Below are 18,196 nucleotides of genomic sequence, written 5' to 3'. Positions count from 1 at the left end.
TTCTCATTGATGGTGCGATATGGACTCAATCGAACAACAACTCACTGACCTGCGAACCACGCTTCGCCATCATGAATATCTCTATCATGTTATGGACGCGCCGGAAGTGCCGGATGCGGAGTATGACCGCCTGATGCGCGAACTTCGCGAACTGGAGGCGCAGCACCCGGAACTCATTACGCCGGATTCTCCCACCCAGCGCGTCGGTGCCGAGCCGCTGGGAGCGTTTAGCCAGGTACGCCATGAAGTACCGATGCTGTCGCTGGATAACGTCTTTGATGAAGAGAGCTTCCTCGCGTTTAACAAGCGCGTGCAGGACCGTCTGAAAAGCAGCGACGCTCTCACCTGGTGCTGCGAGCTGAAGCTTGATGGCCTGGCGGTCAGTCTTCTCTACGAAAACGGCGTGCTGGTGCGTGCCGCGACGCGTGGCGACGGCACGACGGGTGAAGACATCACCACCAACGTGCGTACCATCCGCGCAATTCCGCTGAAGCTGCAGGGGGACAATATTCCTGCGCGTCTGGAAGTGCGCGGCGAAGTGTTCCTGCCGCAGGCGGGCTTCGAGAAAATCAACGAAGAAGCGCGTCGCACCGGCGGGAAAGTATTTGCTAACCCGCGTAATGCGGCGGCAGGCTCTTTGCGCCAGCTTGACCCGCGTATCACCGCGAAGCGACCGCTCACTTTCTTCTGCTACGGCGTGGGGATCCTGGAGGGAGGTGAGCTGCCGGATACGCACCTCGGGCGCCTGATGCAGTTTAAGGCGTGGGGCCTGCCGGTGAGTAACCGCGTGCAGCTCTGTGACTCGCCAGAGGCGGTACTCGCGTTCTACCACAAGGTGGAAGCGGACCGTCCGACGCTCGGTTTTGATATTGATGGCGTAGTCATTAAGGTGAACTCACTGGCGCTTCAGGAGCAACTCGGCTTTGTGGCGCGTGCGCCGCGCTGGGCGGTGGCGTTTAAGTTTCCTGCTCAGGAACAGATGACCTTCGTTCGCGACGTGGAGTTCCAGGTCGGCCGTACGGGCGCCATTACCCCGGTCGCCCGTCTTGAGCCTGTGCAGGTCGCGGGCGTGCTGGTGAGTAACGCCACGCTGCATAACGCCGATGAGATTGAACGTCTGGGCCTGCGGATTGGTGACAAAGTGGTGATTCGTCGCGCGGGCGATGTTATTCCGCAGGTGGTGAACGTCGTTGAGTCTGAACGCCCTGATGATACGCGTGAAGTGGTCTTCCCGACCCATTGCCCGGTGTGTGGCTCTGACGTGGAGCGTGTTGAAGGTGAGGCGGTAGCGCGCTGTACGGGCGGCCTGATCTGTGGCGCGCAGCGTAAAGAGTCACTCAAGCACTTCGTCTCCCGACGCGCGATGGACGTCGACGGCATGGGCGATAAGATTATCGATCAGCTGGTTGAAAAAGAGTATGTGCATACGCCAGCGGATCTCTTCAAACTGACGGCGGGCAAGCTGACCGGTCTGGATCGCATGGGGCCGAAGTCGGCGCAGAACGTGGTTAACGCTCTGGAAGCCGCAAAAGAGACCACCTTCGCCCGTTTCCTTTACGCGCTGGGCATCCGTGAAGTGGGGGAAGCAACGGCAGCAGGGCTGGCGGCGTACTTTGGCACGCTGGAGGCGCTGGAAAAGGCAAGCATCGACGAGCTGCAGAAAGTGCCGGATGTCGGCATTGTAGTCGCCACGCACGTCTTTAACTTCTTTGCGGAAGAGAGCAACCGCGAAGTCATTGGCAAACTGCTGGCAGAGGGCATCAAATGGCCCGCGCCGGTGGTGGTTAATGCCGAAGAGATCGACAGTCCGTTCGCCGGTAAAACGGTGGTGCTGACCGGCAGCCTGAGCCAGCTTTCACGCGACGATGCGAAAGCGCGTCTGGTGGCACTGGGCGCAAAAGTGGCGGGCAGCGTGTCGAAGAAAACCGACCTGGTAATTGCCGGGGAAGCTGCGGGTTCGAAGCTGGCGAAAGCCCAGGAGCTCGGCATTGAGGTTATCGACGAAGCGGAAATGATGCGTCTGTTAGGAGAGTAACGTGGAAAAAGAGCAGCTCGTTGCGATCGCCAATACGGAGATGCCGTTCGGTAAATATAAGGGCCGCAGGCTGATCGATTTGCCGGAGGAGTATCTGCTGTGGTTTGCCCGTAAGGATGAGTTCCCGGCCGGGCGACTGGGCGAGCTGATGGCTATCACGCTGCTGATCAAAACCGAGGGGCTGACCCAGCTGGTTCAGCCCCTGAAACGTCCTTAAGCCTTCGCGGCGCGGGTCTCTTCCTGCGCCAGTTTTTCCGTCTGACGTTTATAGCGACGCGCCAGCACGGCGCAGACCATCAGCTGGATCTGATGAAAAATCATCAGCGGCAATACCATCATCCCAATTACCGAGGTCGGGAACAGAATGTTGGCCATCGGGATACCGTTCGCCAGGCTCTTCTTCGAACCGCAGAAAACAATCGTAATTTCATCTGCTTTGTTGAAGCCGCATTTACGTGCCACAAAGACGTTTACGGCAATGACAATCGCCAGCAGGACAATGCTGACGACCACGATAAACAGCAGTGAGCCTGCGCCCACCTTGTGCCAGATCCCGTTCACGACCGCTTCGCTGAAGGCGGAGTAAACCACCAGCAGAATTGAGGTCTGGTCGGTTTTGGAGATCCACTTTTTATGCTTCGTCACAAACGCACCTGTCCACGGGCGCGAGAGATGGCCCAGGACAAAGGGCAGCAGCAGTTGCAGACAGATCCTGCCCACCTGCTCAAGGTTACCTTCCGCGCCATGCATGTTCATCAGCAGCCCCACCAGCAGCGGGGAGACGAAAATCCCTAACAGGCTGGATGCCGATGCGGAGCAGACCGCGGCCGCAACGTTGCCACCCGCGAGGGAGGTAAACGCAATGGCCGACTGCACGGTGGCTGGCAGAATACAGAGATACAAAAAACCGGTGTAGAGTGCCGGGTCGACGTTAACTGGCGCCCACCACGCAAACAGCACCCCGAGGATGGGGAACAGAATAAAGGTGCTGCACATCACCCAGAGGTGCAGTCGCCAGTGGCCACCACCCGCGATAATCGCTTCGCGGGAGAGTTTTGCGCCGTGCATAAAGAACAGCAGCGCGATAGCGGCCGTCGTCAGCCCCTCAAAAAACGGGACGAAACCACCGCGGGCCGGGAAAAATGAGGCCAGTAAAACGGTGACCACCAGAGTAAGCGTAAACGGATCAACAATACGAAATAGTTTCATAATGACTCCTGAAAACAGATGTCGCTATTGTGCTTTTTTCCATTTGAGAAATAAAATTGATTTATTGCATTCATTCATGAATTAAACAGATGAATTACTCCTTACGCCAGCTTCGTATTTTTGTCACCGTTGCCCATGCCCGTAGCTTCAGCCGGGCAGGAGAGATGATTGGCCTCAGCCAGTCAGCCGTCAGCCACAGCGTGAAAGAGCTGGAAAATCAGACCGGCGTGCGGTTGCTTGACCGTACCACACGCGAAGTGGTGCTGACCGAAGCAGGGCAGCAGCTGGCCCAGCGCCTCGAACGTCTGCTGGATGAACTGAACAGCACGCTCAGAGACGTGGGAAGGCTGGGGCAGCAGCTTTCGGGTACCGTGCGGGTCGCAGCCAGCCAGACAATATCGGCACACCTTATCCCGCAGTGTATCGCGGAGGGAAACCACCGCTATCCGGACATTGATTTTGTGTTGCATGATCGGCCGCAGCAGTGGGTGCTGGAAAGCATCCGTCAGGGAGATGTGGATTTTGGTATTGTGATCGACCCCGGCCAGGTGAGCGACCTGGCGTGCGAAAGCGTGCTTTCTGAGCCTTTTTTACTGCTCTGCCGGGATGACGATCCGCTGGCAACGTTGCCGGCGGTCAACTGGCAGTCCCTGCAGGGCGCGAACCTGGTTTTGCAGGATTATGCCTCCGGCAGCCGTCCGCTGATCGATTCCGCGCTGGTTAATCAGGGCGTAAAGGCCACCATCGTGCAGGAAATTGGGCATCCGGCCACGCTGTTTCCCATGGTGGAAGCCGGAATTGGGATCAGCGTGTTGCCCGCTCTGGCGCTCCCCCTGCCGCAGGGGAGCCGACTGGCCGTGAAGCGTTTAACGCCTGTTGTCGAGCGAAAACTGATGTTAGTCCGGCGCAAAAATCGTTCCCTCTCGGGGGCGGCGCAGGCTATATGGGAAGTGGTGCGTATCCAGGCACAGCGATTAACCGAGGCCCGCATACGCGACCCACTGTTTAACGCATCCGACGATTAAATATAGATATCGATCTGATGATCGTCTGTCGGGCTATTCACCCCTTCCACTTTACCCGGCGCTTGCTCCTGTTTCTTTTGCTCCTCTTCAGCCTGCTGGTGCTGCAGCGCGGCGAGCTGCGCCTGTAGCACGGTGATTTGGGTCTGAATGAGCTCCTGCTGCTTTTTCTTTTCATCTGCACTGCCGGAACTGTCCGCCAGCTCTTTTAACTGCTGAGTCAGCTGCTGGATTTTGTCGAGAATACGGCTGATTTGCGCAGCAATATCGTTCCCGCCGGAAGCCCCACTCCCGCCGCCGCTGGTTTGAATGGGTGGGGCTGAAGCCTGAATGGTCGTCATACTTTTTCCTCGCGTTATAAAACAGAGGTATCGGCACTGACGGGATTAGCTTGAGCAAAACAGCCATATCTGGCAGGGCGTTACATTGATACAAAAACAGTATTGATGGTGTCGGGAAAGTGTATTGGAGGTCACCCGCAGGCTCCGGATATAAGACTAGGGTCATGCGATCCATGCTATCGCGATCTTCATTCTCAAGGAGCCTCTATGACCCTCTCAAATAACCCGTGGTACTGCGCCGATATTATCCGTGCGGCTAAGCCTGACTTCACGCCTCGCGTGGCGTTTATTCTCGGCTCTGGCCTTGGCGCGCTCGCCGACCAGATTGATGATGCCGTTTCCCTGAGCTATGAAAAACTGCCGGGCTTCCCGGTGAGCACCGTCCACGGCCACGCAGGCGAGCTGGTGCTGGGGCATCTTGCCGGGGTGCCTGTTGCCTGTATGAAAGGGCGAGGGCACTTCTATGAGGGGCGCGGGATGACCATCATGACCGATGCGATCCGCACGTTCAAACTGCTGGGATGTGAGTTGCTGTTTAGCACCAATGCGGCAGGCTCATTGCGCCCGGAAGTTCTGCCGGGGAGCCTGGTTGCCCTGAGCGACCATATCAATACCATGCCTGGCACGCCGATGGTGGGGCTGAACGATGAGCGCTTTGGCGACCGTTTCTTCTCCCTGGCCAATGCTTACGACGCGGATTACCGTGCGATGCTGCAAACCGTGGCGGCGAAAGAGGGTTTCCCGCTGCATGAAGGGGTATTTGTCTCTTATCCGGGCCCGAACTTCGAGACGGCGGCAGAGATCCGCATGATGCAAATTATCGGCGGCGATGTGGTCGGCATGTCCGTGGTGCCGGAAGTGATTTCCGCACGCCACTGTGGCCTGAAGGTTGTAGCCGTTTCTGCAATTACCAACCTCGCCGAAGGTTTGGGCGAGGTAAAGCTGTCGCATGAGCAGACGCTCGCGGCGGCTGAGCTCTCACGCCAGAACTTCATCAATCTTATCTGCGGTTTTCTCCGCCATATTGCCTGAGTAAAACAATAAAGTGGCCCGTCAGGGCCACACTGCTATAAGGAATGGGCTATGAACATCACGACTCGCTTAAAGATGATGTCCTTTATGCAATATTTTATCTGGGGGAGTTGGCTGGTTACCCTCGGTGCTTACATGATCAACACCCTACACTTTACCGGCTCCGACGTGGGCATGGTCTACAGCTCCAAAGGCCTTGCCGCGATCGTTATGCCTTCGCTGGTGGGAATCATTGCCGACAAATGGCTACGGGCAGACCGCGCCTACGTCATTTGCCACCTCGTCTGTGCCGCCGCACTCTGTTACGCCGCGCAGGTGAATGAGCCCGGCCTGATGTTCTGGGTCATGCTGGTCAATGCGATGGCCTTTATGCCCACCATTGCGCTGTCGAATACGATCTCCTATTCCTGTCTTGAGCAGGCGGGTCTGGAGACGGTAAGCCATTTTCCGCGCGTGCGGGTGTATGGCACCGTGGGCTTTATTGTGGCAATGTGGGCCATAAGCCTGATGGGGGCGGAGCTAAGCAACGTGCAGCTTTATATTGCAGCTGGCGCGTCTCTGCTGCTGGCGCTCTATTCTTTGACGTTGCCGGCCATTCCCGTGGCGAAGCAGAAAACGTCCCAGTCTCTGGCCAGCAAGCTGGGCCTTAATGCCTTTGTTCTTTTTAAACAGCCTCGCATGGCGGTGTTCTTTTTGTTCGCGATGCTGCTGGGTGCTGTGCTGCAGATCACCAATACCTTCGGTAGCCCCTTCCTGCATGATTTTGCCCGTAATCCGGCGTATGCAGATAGCTTTATCGTCAGGTACCCGTCCATTTTGCTCTCCGTTTCGCAAATGTCAGAGGTGTTCTTCATTCTGACCATTCCGTACTTCCTCGGACGGTTTGGTATTAAAGCCGTGATGCTGATGAGCATGGTGGCCTGGATGCTCCGGTTTGGTCTGTTTGCCTTTGGCGACCCCTCCGCAACGGGCTTTGTGCTGCTCATGCTTTCCATGATTGTCTATGGCTGTGCATTCGACTTCTTCAATATTTCCGGCTCAGTGTTTGTCGAACAGGAGGTCAGCACCGATATTCGCGCCAGCGCACAGGGGCTGTTTATGACGACGGTTAACGGTATTGGGGCTTATTTCGGATCGGTATTGAGCGGTATGGCAGTTGATTATTTCTCGGTGGATGGGGTGAAAGACTGGCAGACGATCTGGCTGGTGTTTGCAGCCTATGCCCTGGTACTGGCCGTGGTGTTTTATTTTAGCTTTAACTACCACCACGCCAGTAAAAACAGCGAGATGCGCACAGTTGCGCACTAAATTTCCCCTCTCTGCGGTGAAAGGCTTTAAGGTAGGCGCTTAAGTGTTATCGCCAGGATATGTTTTGATGGAACGCGTCTATCGAACCGACCTCAAGCTGCTGCGCTATTTTCTGGCCGTGGCGGAGGAACTGCATTTTGGACGGGCTGCGGCCCGTCTCAATATGTCCCAGCCGCCATTAAGCCTGCACATTAAAGAGCTGGAAAGCCAGCTGGGCACGTTACTGTTTATTCGCCACTCGCGAAGCGTCGCGTTGACGCATGCGGGTAAAGTGCTGATGGAAGAGTCTCGTCGGCTGCTTGCCAGCGCAAATCAGGCTCTGGCGCGCGTCGAACAAATTGGCCGGGGTGAGGCAGGGCGCATTGAGCTGGGTATTGTCGGTACCGCCATGTGGAGCGAGGTGCGCACGGTTATGCGCACTTTTTTGAAAGAACGCCCGAATGTTGATGTCGTTTTTCGCGAAAAGTCGCCGGTCATGCAGATGGCGCTGCTTGAGCGCCAGGAGCTGGATATTGGGATCTGGCGAATGGCAACGGAGCCCACCGCGGGGTTTACCAGCGTGCGGTTGCGCGAGGCGGCGTTTCTTGTGGCGATGCCGGAAGATCACCGGCTGGTCAGGGAACCCTCCGTTGCGCTTGCTGATTTACAGGACGAGTATTTCGTCACGATGCCGTCAGCACATTCTGACTGGGCATTTTTACATCGCGTCTGCCAGCAGGCCGGTTTTTCACCGATGATTGTACGCGAAGCCGTAGAGCCACAAACGGTACTGGCGATGATAAGCATGGGGATGGGGATTACGCTCGCTGCCGACAGTTACGCGCAAATGCAGTGGCCGGGCGTGGTGTTTCGCCCGCTGAAAGAGCGTATTCCGGCAGATTTGTATGTCGTGTATAACGAGAAACAGGTGACGCCGGCGGTGAAGACGTTGATTGAGACGTTGACGGCAGGAAAGTAGACAAACTGCAGATGCGCAGATAGCAAAAAAGCGCCTTTAGGGCGCTTTTTTACATTGGTGGGTCGTGCAGGATGACTCGCTTCGCTCGCCCTTCGGGCCGTCGCCGTAAACGACTCCGGTGCCTCACTGCGTTCGGCTCGAACCTGCTGCAGGTTCGAATCATCCATATCGCAGATAGCAAAAAAGCGCCTTTAGGGCGCTTTTTTACATTGGTGGGTCGTGCAGGATTCGAACCTGCGACCAATTGATTAAAAGTCAACTGCTCTACCAACTGAGCTAACGACCCGAAATGGTGGGCGATGACGGGCTCGAACCGCCGACCCCCTCCGTGTAAAGGAGATGCTCTACCAACTGAGCTAATCGCCCATTTCGGAACTGCTGCGATAAGATGAGAATGGTGGGCGATGACGGGCTCGAACCGCCGACCCCCTCCGTGTAAAGGAGATGCTCTACCAACTGAGCTAATCGCCCAATCTCAACACTTATCTACACTGCGAGTCTACCGAAGTAGATGGTGGGTGATGACGGGCTCGAACCGCCGACCCCCTCCGTGTAAAGGAGATGCTCTACCAACTGAGCTAATCACCCCCGCTGTGTGGAGTCGCATTATAGGGAGAGTTGAAAATGAGTCAACGCATTTTCTAAAGTTTTTATTCGTTCGTCGTAAAATTAAACAAAACGATCGCAAAACGGGCGGTGGCGCATGATTTCTAAACAAAAACAGCAAACTCGCTCATGATAAAGGGATGAACATTGAGGAATCCCCCCACAGTGATAGAATATTGCCCATTGTTTTTTCCCCGGGATTTGCCGATTGCCGGCATCTTTATAACGTAAGGCCATTTCATGAAAATCAAAACTCGCTTCGCGCCGAGCCCGACAGGCTATCTGCACGTCGGTGGTGCTCGTACTGCTCTCTATTCCTGGCTTTTTGCACGCCACAACAAAGGTGAGTTCGTGCTGCGTATTGAAGACACCGATCTTGAGCGCTCCACGCCGGAAGCAATTGAAGCCATTATGGATGGGATGAACTGGCTGAACCTGGAGTGGGATGAAGGCCCGTATTTCCAGACCAAACGTTTTGACCGCTATAATGCAGTTATTGATGAGATGCTGGTCGCGGGCACGGCGTATAAATGCTACTGCTCCAAAGAGCGTCTGGATGCGCTGCGTGAAGAGCAGATGGCAAACGGTGAAAAGCCGCGTTATGACGGCCGCTGCCGCCATGACCATAGCGAGCATGCTGCTGATGAACCGTGCGTGGTGCGTTTTGCTAACCCGCAGGATGGCTCGGTGATCTTTGACGACCAGATCCGTGGCCCGATCGAATTCAGCAACCAGGAGCTGGACGATCTGATCATCCGCCGCACCGATGGTTCCCCAACCTATAACTTCTGCGTTGTGGTTGACGACTGGGATATGGAAATTACCCACGTTGTCCGTGGTGAAGACCATATCAACAACACGCCGCGCCAGATCAACATTCTGAAAGCGCTGAACGCCCCTGTGCCTGTCTATGCACACGTTTCCATGATCAACGGCGATGACGGGAAAAAACTGTCTAAACGTCACGGCGCGGTCAGCGTTATGCAGTATCGCGATGACGGTTATCTGCCGGAAGCGCTGCTGAACTATCTGGTGCGTCTGGGCTGGGCCCACGGCGACCAGGAGATCTTCAGCCGCGAAGAGATGATCGAACTATTTTCGCTGAGCTCAGTGAGCAAATCAGCGAGCGCATTTAATACCGATAAGCTGCAGTGGCTGAACCATCATTACATCAATACCATGCCGCCGGAATACGTGGCGACTTACCTGCAGTGGCACATTGAGCAGGCAAATATTGATACCCGTACAGGCCCTGAACTGGCGGACCTGGTGAAACTGCTCGGCGAGCGCTGCAAAACGCTGAAAGAAATGGCTGAAAGCTGCCGCTACTTCTATGAAGAGTTTGATGAGTTTGACGCGGATGCGGCGAAGAAACACCTCCGCCCGGTTGCGCGTCAGCCGCTGGAAGTGGTGCGAGACAAGCTGACTGCGATCGCTGACTGGACCGCAGAGAACGTGCATCACGCTATTCAGAAGACGGCGGACGAGCTGGAAGTTGGTATGGGTAAAGTCGGTATGCCGCTGCGTGTTGCGGTGACCGGTGCGGGCCAGTCCCCGGCACTGGATGTGACCGTGCATGCAATTGGTAAATCACGCAGTGTGGCGCGTATTAACAAAGCGCTGGACTTTATTGCGGCACGTGAAAACCAGCAGTAATCACATTTTAGTCTGGCAGAACGGCAGGGTGACCTGCCGTTTTTTTATGCCGTATATTCAGCCAGATTCAGACGGGTAAGAAAGCCGCGTAACCCTTCGCGCTTCAGGAATGCATCCAGACGTTCCTGTTCAGACGGCGTCAGGTTTTCCAGCGTCGCAATGATATCCGGTCGCAGAGTAGAGGAGGGGACAATGTATGGCGCTGTTGTCTCTGCCAGGTGGTAAACTGCCTGACGGTTTCGGATAGCCGGGAGGCGCATGATATGTTCCTTCACGCGCGCATCGACGTGTATGAGCCTCGCCCGACCGCCTTTCACACCATTGAGACCTTCGGTCTCCCATCCCTGCTGGCGTATCCAGCGATTCACCGTTTGCCTGGCAACGCCTAAACTCTCCGCCAGCTCTTCCGTGGTCATTTTGCTACGTAATCTTTTCATATTAATTCTGGTCGCGAATTCCCAGGCGTTGTAACAAACCGGTAATCCCTTCCCGCAGTAACAGTGATGTCATCTGCTTCTGCTCTTCTGGCGTCATTTCATTTGCCAGCGTCAGGAGGAGGGTATGAAGCGAACGCTCATTGCTGATGCCGTCAGGCATTGCGGATGTCTCCGTTGCCCGTCGCGCGCTGCGGATAAAGTCACGCACCTTTTCATTCACATGTACCAGGCGTGCTTTGCCCCCCTGGACGCCTGGTTTTGGTGACGTTATCCAACCCTCTTTGCGTACCCATTTATTGATGGTCTGTCGGCTATAGCCGGTGAGCAGGGCTAACTCTTCCGGCGTCATTCGTTCCTTGATCATACAATTTCCTGAATATTCGTGGGGTTAATTAACGGCTCATTTTATAGCACCGTTTAACGTGAAAACGTGACAGGCTTAACTCATGACTGCGAGCAGGCTCGCAAAGTAATTCATTTGCATGAATTTTCGGCGATTGAATCACGGTCAATGAATTTGCCGTTGACACTCCGCGGCGGAATTCATATTATGCCGCCCGTCAACATGACAGCTTTACGATGGGGCTATAGCTCAGCTGGGAGAGCGCTTGCATGGCATGCAAGAGGTCAGCGGTTCGATCCCGCTTAGCTCCACCAAACTCTGAACCCAACAGAGTGCGGTCAGTAAAGTCACATGTGGGGCTATAGCTCAGCTGGGAGAGCGCTTGCATGGCATGCAAGAGGTCAGCGGTTCGATCCCGCTTAGCTCCACCAAAATTTTAAACCCTCGTCAAAAGACGAGGGTTTTTTTTATCTGTTTGTAACGTTCACCACCGCATTTTGTTATCAAAAAGAAGGTATTCCTGTACCTGACCTCAATCGAAATCAATAAACCTGTCCATAAATAGACTTCAACTTGATTCGCACAATTAATAAACCTATTATCCATCCGGTCAATGATATGAACGGATAATAATCGCATCAGCTTAATGAATAGAAAAACGTACAATAATGTAAAGATATTTATAATTGCCCTGGCGATATGCCTGATCGCGGTTCCTTTCTCCCGTTATCTCTCCCCGCGCGCGATTGTGAATGGTCACGACGTTTATTTAGCGTGGTTACCCCTGAGCGTTATGCTGGCGGTAATTCTGTTATTTGGTCGTCGGGCAATTCTTCCCATTCTGTTAGGTTTTACTGTCACTAATTTATTCTATATTAATTTAGCACCGCTACAATATTCAGTATTGCTGTTTTGTCAGACCTTTGCGTTGTTCGCGGCGTGCGGCCTGTTGCGCATCATGCTGGGCAGGCGCTGGCGCTACTGCATTCCTAACAAGCACATTGGATTACGGATATTCTGGCTCGGTTTTATTGTGCCACTCGGCATTAAAATGTCGATGTATTTAGCGGGCTATTTGTTTGATTTCCCGGTAACTATCTCCACCTTCTTCGGTGAAGGGACGGTAATTTATAACGTCGTGGATATTCAAAGTCTGATAGGCGCGGCGCTGATTTTTACCATGATGTTCTATTACCCGTTAAGAATGATAATTAATCCTCGTTATGCCATTACCTTCTGGCGACGAAGCGTGAAGCCCATTTTTTTCCATAAGAATTCATTGTTTATATTTGTCTGGCTCATGCTTCTAGGCTTCATTCTCGCTGTTTTATGTGGCCCTTTTGAATCCCCTGTTATAGCGGGCTATTTAATGCCGCTGATTTTTATTCTCTTTACCTTAGCGATAAGCCGCCTGACCTATGCACTTATCTCTCTGCTTTGGGCTGCTTCAGCGCTTCTGCTGTTGACCTACAACTATAACTTCCTGAATGGTGTGGAGTCGGGCCATTCACTTTCCTTTATCCTGTCCGTGCTGATCTCGTTTGCCATCTGCTTGCTTTACATGTCGCGGATTTACCAGCGTAGCGAGTGGCTGAAGCGGGGATGGCAGGGCAGAGCGCTGACCGATCCGCTGACCGGTTTGCCCAATATCCGTGCGCTGGAGGAGTATCTTGAGATTCACCAGGATGCCAAAGTGTGCATTCTGCGCATGGATAACCTGGAATTTTTAAGCCGCCATTACGGGATCCTGATGCGGGTCCACTGCAAACGCACGATCGCCTCGTCGCTGCAGCCCCTTCTGCAAAAGGACGAGATGCTCTTCCAGTTGCCCGGAAGCGAGCTGGTGGTGGTCTTGCTGGGGCCGGAAATTGCTGAGCGTCTCCAGCATATGGTTGATCGGTTGAACAGCCGGAAAATTTTCTGGAACAACACCGGGCTGGATATTGAGTTTGGTGCCTCCTGGGGGATGGTCGAAAACGGTGAAAAATTGCATCACACGCTGGGGCAACTAAGCTGGCTGGCTGAGCAATCTTGTGCAGGACAGAACGTACTTGCGCTGACGAATAGCCTGGAGGCTGCATCAGGACAAACAACAGAGCGCGTCCTGATGTTAGCGCGGATTAAGCATGCCCTGGAGGCGGGTCAGTTCCATTTATACGCGCAACCGATCCAGAAGGCAGACGGTAGCGGTTACTACGAAATTCTGACGCGTATGGAGAGCGAGGGCGAAATCATCACCCCTGATCGCTTTATTCCGCTGATTGCCCAGTTCAACCTTAGCCACCGGTTTGATATGTGCGTTATGGAAAAATTACTGCTGTGGCTGCGAGATCATCCTGCGACGCAGCCTGGGGCCCGTTTCTCCGTCAATCTGATGCCGCTCACGCTGATGCAAAAAGAGGTGGCGACCGAGATTTGTGCGCTGTTTGAACGATACGGCGTTGCCCCTCAAACCGTGGTCATTGAGATCACCGAAGAGCAGGCTTTCTCCAATTCAGGTTGCAGCATCAATAATATTCAGCAACTGCGGGATTGTGGATTCCGGATTGCTATTGATGATTTTGGTACGGGGTACGCCAACTACGAGCGTCTCAGACGTCTGCAGGCGGATATCATCAAAATTGACGGCTGCTTTGTTAAAGACATTTGTACTGATGACATGGATGCGATGATCGTCCAGTCGATGTGTAATCTGGCGAAGACGAAATCGCTATGTGTGGTGGCGGAGTATGTCGAAACACCCGCACAGCGGGAGATGTTGCTTCGCTTCGGCGTGGATTACCTGCAGGGCTACCTGATAGGTAAACCCAAACCGCTGGAAGAAATACGGGCATAAAAAAACCGGGAGCAAGCTCCCGGTTTTTTGTTTTGCAGTAAACGTTACAGGACCAGCGCTGCGATGGACGCGGACAGAACGCTCACCAGAGTGGAGCCGTACACCAGTTTCAGGCCAAAGCGTGAAACCACGTTACCCTGTTCTTCGTTCAGGCCTTTAATCGCCCCGGCGATAATACCGATGGACGAGAAGTTCGCGAAGGAGACCAGGAACACGGACAGGATGCCTTCCGCGCGCGGAGAAAGCGTGCTGGCAATTTTCTGCAGATCCATCATCGCAACGAATTCGTTAGAAACCAGTTTGGTTGCCATGATACTGCCCACCTGCAGCGCTTCGTGAGCCGGAACACCCATCACCCAGGCAACAGGATAGAAGATGTAGCCCAGAATACCCTGGAAGGAGATACCCAGCACCGCGGCGAACAGGGCGTTCAGCGCAGAGATCAGCGCAATGAAGCCGATCAGCATGGCGGCAACGATAACCGCCACTTTGAAACCGGCCAGAATATACTCGCCCAGCATTTCGAAGAAGCTCTGGCCTTCGTGCAGGTTGGACATCTGGATATTCTCTTCGCTGGCGTCAACGCGGTATGGGTTGATCAGCGACAGCACGATAAAGGTGCTGAACATGTTCAGAACCAGCGCAGCGACAACATATTTTGGCTCCAGCATGGTCATATACGCGCCCACGATAGACATGGAAACGGTAGACATTGCGGTTGCCGCCATGGTGTACATGCGGTTACGCGACATTTTGCCGAGAATATCTTTATACGCGATGAAGTTCTCAGACTGACCGAGGATCAGGGAACTGACGGCGTTGAAAGACTCCAGCTTGCCCATGCCGTTGACTTTGGATAAAAGGAAACCAATTCCACGAATCACGAACGGCAGAACACGGATGTGCTGCAGAATACCGATGAGCGCGGAGATAAAGACGATTGGGCACAGCACCTTCAGGAAGAAGAATGCCAGACCTTCGTCGTTCATTTTACCGAAGACAAAGTTGGTCCCTTCGTTGGCGAATCCGAGCAGTTTTTCGAACATTTCGGAGAAGCCTTTTACGAAGCCGAGACCTACGTTGGAGTTCAGGAAGAACCACGCAAGTAAAACTTCAATGACCAGCAGCTGGACAACATAACGAATACGAATTTTTTTGCGGTCTGTGCTGACCAGCAATGCGAGTGCAGTAACGACAACAAGTGCCAGGACAAAATGAAGGACGCGGTCCATATTTGCTCCAAATATGAGGCAGGTTTAATTTTCGTGCACATTCTATGCAACAAGCGAAAAGAAAACGAGATCAAGGACACACTATAGTTACATCCTGTGACGAGTCTCAAAAATAGTGATCCACAATACATTTTCGTTATGTTAGGTAAATGAGTGAAAAGTTAAGTTTGTGTGCTACGCTTCACAAATGACTGCGCATTTTCACATTCTGTGATGTCGCACCACCTGCCCATCTATCGTTCTTAGCTATCAGAGAAATCATGTTTAACCACTTAAATGATCTTGATAATCATTCTCATTTTGATAGCATTAAACATAGCGAAGGCTATATTTCCAGAGGCAGATAATGACTAACAGTCGCGTAGAGGGTAGCAGTGGCAGAGCGGCGCGCAAGCTGCGGTTCGCATTAATGGGACCTGCGTTCATTGCTGCCATTGGCTATATCGATCCGGGTAATTTTGCGACCAATATTCAGGCCGGGGCCAGCTTCGGCTATAAGTTGCTGTGGGTGGTCGTCTGGGCGAACCTGATGGCGATGCTGATTCAAATGCTCTCAGCAAAACTGGGGATTGCTACGGGCAAAAACCTGGCAGAACAAATCCGCGACCACTACCCACGTCCGGCCGTCTGGCTCTACTGGGTGCAGGCTGAAATCATCGCCATGGCAACCGATCTCGCTGAATTTATCGGTGCGGCGATCGGCTTTAAGCTGATTCTGGGCGTATCGCTATTGCAAGGGGCGGTCCTGACCGGGATTGCCACTTTCCTGATCCTGATGTTACAGCGTCGGGGGCAAAAGCCGCTTGAAAAGGTGATTGGTGGGCTGCTGCTGTTTGTCGCGGCGGCCTATATTGTCGAGCTGATATTCTCCCAGCCAAACCTGGTACAGCTTGGTAAAGGCATGGTGATCCCCAGCCTGCCAACGTCGGAAGCCGTCTTCCTGGCTGCCGGGGTGCTTGGGGCGACCATTATGCCACACGTCATTTATCTGCACTCTTCGCTGACCCAGCATCTTCACGGTGGGACGCGTAAAGAACGTTATTCGGCAACCAAATGGGATGTGGCGATTGCCATGACCATCGCGGGTTTTGTGAACCTGGCGATGATGGCCACCGCAGCCGCCGCTTTTCACTTTAACGGTCATACCGGTATTGCCGATCTCGACCAGGCGTATCTCACGCTGGAGCCGTTACTGAGCCATGCTGCTGCCACGATTTTTGGTTTGAGCCTGGTGGCTGCCGGTCTCTCTTCCACGGTGGTGGGCACGCTGGCGGGGCAAGTGGTGATGCAGGGATTTGTGCGTTTCCATATTCCCCTGTGGGTTCGTCGTTCCGTCACCATGCTGCCATCGTTTGTTGTGATTCTGATGGGGCTTGATCCCACGCGAATTCTGGTGATGAGTCAGGTGCTGCTGAGTTTTGGTATCGCACTGGCGCTGGTTCCTCTGCTGATTTTTACCAGCAATCCAGCCCTGATGGGCGATCTGGTTAACTCGACGCTGGTGAAACGGACAGGATGGGCAATTGTAGTAGTGGTTGTGGCGCTAAATTTATGGCTGTTGATTGGCACAGCGCTGGGGTTATAAAAGAGAAAGGAGCCGAAAGGCTCCTTTTTACATTAATGACGACCGTGGCCGTGACCACCGTGTCCTTTTGGGCCGTGACCCCAGCCACCGCGGCGGTCGTCACGATCGTTCCAGCCTTCGCGATAGCCGCGTTCATAGGCATTATCTTTATACCAGCCGCGGTGTCTGCCGTTATCGTGTTTCCACCAGCGGTCTCCGCGCCACTCATAGTGACGATGCCAGTAATCACGGTCGCGCCAGTAGCCACCGTCCCAGTATCTGCCGTAGTCGTCACGATCGCCAATTTGTAATTTTACTGATGGCAACAGGGTGATTTCGCCAGCAGTGGCGATGAGCGGGGCGGAAGCCAGTAATACCGCTGCAAGAATCAGTGACCTGAACATACTCTTTCTCCTTCACGATCGGGGCCTTTGTGGGGCCTGTTAACGCAATATTACGAGTTGGTAAAGCCTCGTTTCATCGCCTCAACTCCGAATTCCAGGTTCAGAGCACTTTTTGCTAAAATTGGTTTTATTTTGAGCTACTCAGTATTTCTTCAATAAGGTTCAGCTCTTCCGCGGAGAAATGGCGGTTTTCCAGCATGCCAACGGCGTCATCAATTTGAGCAGCTTGACTTGCCCCAATCAGCACCGACGTCACGTCGTCATGGCGCAACACCCAGGCCAGCGCCATCTGCGATAGCTTCTGGCCGCGGTCTTCCGCCAGGGCATTGAGCTTACGCACTTTTTCCAGCTTCTCTTCGGTGATCTGATCCGGGTTGAGGAACTGACTGCCACTTGCCGCACGGGAGTCTGCGGGAATACCGTTCAGATATCGGTTGGTGAGCTGTCCTCCCGCCAGCGGCGAGAAGGGAATACAGCCGACGCCTTTTTCCTGTAGCACGGCCAGTAAACCCCCTTCCGGCCCTCGTTCAAACATGGAGTATTTCGGCTGGTGGATCAGGCAGGGCGTGCCAAGGTCATTCAGGATATCAATCGCTTTTCGCGCCAGCTCTGCAGGATAGTTGGATAACCCGACATACAGCGCTTTTCCCTGGCGCACCAGATGGTCAAGCGCTTTCATGGTTTCAGTCAGCGGGGTCTCCGGGTCAGGACGGTGATGATAGAAGATATCGACATACTCCAGCCCCATGCGTTTCAGGCTTTGATCCAGGCTTGCCAGCAGATATTTGCGCGATCCCCAGTCGCCGTAGGGGCCCTCCCACATGGTATATCCCGCTTTCGTCGAGATAATCAGCTCGTCGCGCCAGGGCAGAAAATCCTCCTGCAAAATACGCCCAAAATTACGCTCGGCCGACCCCGGTGGAGGACCATAGTTATTGGCAAGGTCGAAATGCGTAATACCCAGGTCGAAGGCGTGCTGGAAAAGTTGACGGCTGTTTTCGAGACGCGTGGCGTCCCCAAAGTTATGCCACAGACCCAGCGATATGACGGGCAACCTGAGCCCGCTTTGACCGCAGCGACGATACTGCATTGTCTGGTAACGATTTTTATCCGGCTGATAACCCATTTTATGACCTCGTGCGCAGATGAGAAAAATCAGTGTATGCGTTTACATTAACGTGAAAAAAAGCAGCATAGCGCAGCCTTTTTTGTA

General features: G+C 53.8%; 16 protein-coding genes, 6 tRNA genes and 1 other RNA gene. 11 read left to right on the top strand and 12 right to left on the bottom strand.

Features of this window, described 5'->3' with window-relative positions; translation table 11 throughout:
* Positions 1-19: 19 nt before the first annotated feature.
* Together ligA and L3068_RS16290 are read left to right on the top strand one after the other, a co-directional pair.
* Complete coding sequence (gene ligA / locus L3068_RS16295; RefSeq protein WP_087529908.1) at positions 20-2,035, top strand: NAD-dependent DNA ligase LigA; 2,016 nt, start codon at positions 20-22, stop codon at positions 2,033-2,035.
* 1 nt (position 2,036) lies between these two features.
* Positions 2,037-2,252, top strand: a complete 216-nt coding sequence (locus L3068_RS16290) for a DUF3820 family protein (RefSeq protein ID WP_014884735.1) — start codon at positions 2,037-2,039, stop codon at positions 2,250-2,252.
* Here the strand turns inward: L3068_RS16290 and L3068_RS16285 are convergent.
* A complete protein-coding gene (locus tag L3068_RS16285) occupies positions 2,249-3,244 on the bottom strand; it encodes a bile acid:sodium symporter family protein (protein ID WP_014884734.1) in 996 nt (331 codons plus the stop codon). The two genes, L3068_RS16290 and L3068_RS16285, sit on opposite strands and share 4 nt — an antisense overlap.
* Before the next feature lie 89 nt (positions 3,245-3,333).
* Here L3068_RS16285 and L3068_RS16280 point away from each other — a divergent pair, with 89 nt between their 5' ends.
* Positions 3,334-4,269, top strand: a complete 936-nt coding sequence (locus tag L3068_RS16280; RefSeq protein ID WP_014884733.1) for a LysR family transcriptional regulator — start codon at positions 3,334-3,336, stop codon at positions 4,267-4,269.
* On the opposite strand, the gene L3068_RS16275 is transcribed toward L3068_RS16280, so the two are convergent.
* The gene (locus L3068_RS16275; RefSeq protein WP_014884732.1) at positions 4,266-4,607 is read right to left on the bottom strand and encodes a FlxA-like family protein; all 342 of its coding nucleotides are present in this window, start codon (positions 4,605-4,607) and stop codon (positions 4,266-4,268) included. The genes L3068_RS16280 and L3068_RS16275 overlap by 4 nt on opposite strands.
* A gap of 207 nt (positions 4,608-4,814) precedes the next feature.
* Here L3068_RS16275 and xapA point away from each other — a divergent pair, with 207 nt between their 5' ends.
* The 3 genes from xapA to L3068_RS16260 all read left to right on the top strand — a co-directional run bounded on the left by xapA (position 4,815) and on the right by L3068_RS16260 (position 7,905).
* The gene (gene xapA / locus L3068_RS16270) at positions 4,815-5,639 is read left to right on the top strand and encodes a xanthosine phosphorylase (RefSeq protein ID WP_014884731.1); all 825 of its coding nucleotides are present in this window, start codon (positions 4,815-4,817) and stop codon (positions 5,637-5,639) included.
* Positions 5,640-5,690: 51 nt separating this feature from the next.
* Entirely contained in the window at positions 5,691-6,947 is a 1,257-nt protein-coding gene (locus L3068_RS16265; RefSeq protein WP_087529906.1) for a nucleoside permease, read from the top strand.
* Positions 6,948-7,014: 67 nt separating this feature from the next.
* A complete protein-coding gene (locus L3068_RS16260; RefSeq protein WP_063433767.1) occupies positions 7,015-7,905 on the top strand; it encodes a LysR family transcriptional regulator in 891 nt (296 codons plus the stop codon).
* 55 nt (positions 7,906-7,960) lie between these two features.
* Here the strand turns inward: L3068_RS16260 and L3068_RS16255 are convergent.
* From L3068_RS16255 to L3068_RS16235, 5 genes are all read right to left on the bottom strand, one after another.
* A non-coding RNA gene (locus tag L3068_RS16255) (RtT sRNA) lies at positions 7,961-8,086 on the bottom strand.
* A gap of 29 nt (positions 8,087-8,115) precedes the next feature.
* Positions 8,116-8,191: transfer RNA gene (locus L3068_RS16250), tRNA-Lys, on the bottom strand.
* 4 nt (positions 8,192-8,195) lie between these two features.
* A tRNA-Val gene (locus L3068_RS16245) sits at positions 8,196-8,271 on the bottom strand.
* A gap of 29 nt (positions 8,272-8,300) precedes the next feature.
* Positions 8,301-8,376: transfer RNA gene (locus tag L3068_RS16240), tRNA-Val, on the bottom strand.
* Positions 8,377-8,417: 41 nt separating this feature from the next.
* Positions 8,418-8,493, bottom strand: a tRNA-Val gene (locus L3068_RS16235).
* 258 nt (positions 8,494-8,751) lie between these two features.
* On the opposite strand from L3068_RS16235, the gene gltX reads away from it, so the two are divergent.
* Positions 8,752-10,167, top strand: coding sequence for a glutamate--tRNA ligase (gene gltX / locus L3068_RS16230; RefSeq protein WP_117580756.1), 1,416 nt, complete (start codon positions 8,752-8,754; stop codon positions 10,165-10,167).
* Between the two features lie 44 nt (positions 10,168-10,211).
* Here gltX and L3068_RS16225 read toward each other — a convergent pair whose 3' ends face one another.
* The gene (locus L3068_RS16225; protein ID WP_032629138.1) at positions 10,212-10,604 is read right to left on the bottom strand and encodes a YfeC-like transcriptional regulator; all 393 of its coding nucleotides are present in this window, start codon (positions 10,602-10,604) and stop codon (positions 10,212-10,214) included.
* A 1-nt stretch (position 10,605) separates the two neighbouring features.
* The gene (locus L3068_RS16220; protein ID WP_014884727.1) at positions 10,606-10,968 is read right to left on the bottom strand and encodes a YfeC-like transcriptional regulator; all 363 of its coding nucleotides are present in this window, start codon (positions 10,966-10,968) and stop codon (positions 10,606-10,608) included.
* Positions 10,969-11,185: 217 nt separating this feature from the next.
* On the opposite strand from L3068_RS16220, the gene L3068_RS16215 reads away from it, so the two are divergent.
* From L3068_RS16215 to L3068_RS16205, 3 genes are all read left to right on the top strand, one after another.
* Positions 11,186-11,261, top strand: a tRNA-Ala gene (locus L3068_RS16215).
* 41 nt (positions 11,262-11,302) lie between these two features.
* A tRNA-Ala gene (locus L3068_RS16210) sits at positions 11,303-11,378 on the top strand.
* A gap of 215 nt (positions 11,379-11,593) precedes the next feature.
* Positions 11,594-13,783, top strand: coding sequence for a sensor domain-containing phosphodiesterase (locus L3068_RS16205; protein ID WP_014884726.1), 2,190 nt, complete (start codon positions 11,594-11,596; stop codon positions 13,781-13,783).
* A 44-nt stretch (positions 13,784-13,827) separates the two neighbouring features.
* Here L3068_RS16205 and L3068_RS16200 read toward each other — a convergent pair whose 3' ends face one another.
* Positions 13,828-15,015: a NupC/NupG family nucleoside CNT transporter gene (locus tag L3068_RS16200; protein WP_014884725.1), complete on the bottom strand. Its 1,188-nt coding sequence runs from the start codon at positions 15,013-15,015 to the stop codon at positions 13,828-13,830.
* A gap of 346 nt (positions 15,016-15,361) precedes the next feature.
* Between L3068_RS16200 and L3068_RS16195 the strand changes: the two genes are divergently transcribed.
* Positions 15,362-16,600, top strand: a complete 1,239-nt coding sequence (locus L3068_RS16195; RefSeq protein WP_014884724.1) for an Nramp family divalent metal transporter — start codon at positions 15,362-15,364, stop codon at positions 16,598-16,600.
* 32 nt (positions 16,601-16,632) lie between these two features.
* Here L3068_RS16195 and L3068_RS16190 read toward each other — a convergent pair whose 3' ends face one another.
* Together L3068_RS16190 and mgrA are read right to left on the bottom strand one after the other, a co-directional pair.
* Complete coding sequence (locus tag L3068_RS16190) at positions 16,633-16,983, bottom strand: DUF2502 domain-containing protein (RefSeq protein WP_023331027.1); 351 nt, start codon at positions 16,981-16,983, stop codon at positions 16,633-16,635.
* 127 nt (positions 16,984-17,110) lie between these two features.
* Positions 17,111-18,109: an L-glyceraldehyde 3-phosphate reductase gene (gene mgrA / locus L3068_RS16185; RefSeq protein ID WP_117580758.1), complete on the bottom strand. Its 999-nt coding sequence runs from the start codon at positions 18,107-18,109 to the stop codon at positions 17,111-17,113.
* Positions 18,110-18,196: the final 87 nt, after the last annotated feature.

The sequence above is a fragment of the Enterobacter cloacae complex sp. ECL414 genome, from assembly GCF_021869685.1.
Lineage (GTDB): Bacteria > Pseudomonadota > Gammaproteobacteria > Enterobacterales > Enterobacteriaceae > Enterobacter > Enterobacter kobei.
Note: the sequence above shows the minus strand (reverse complement) of the source record. Positions and strands in the feature narration are given on the sequence as shown.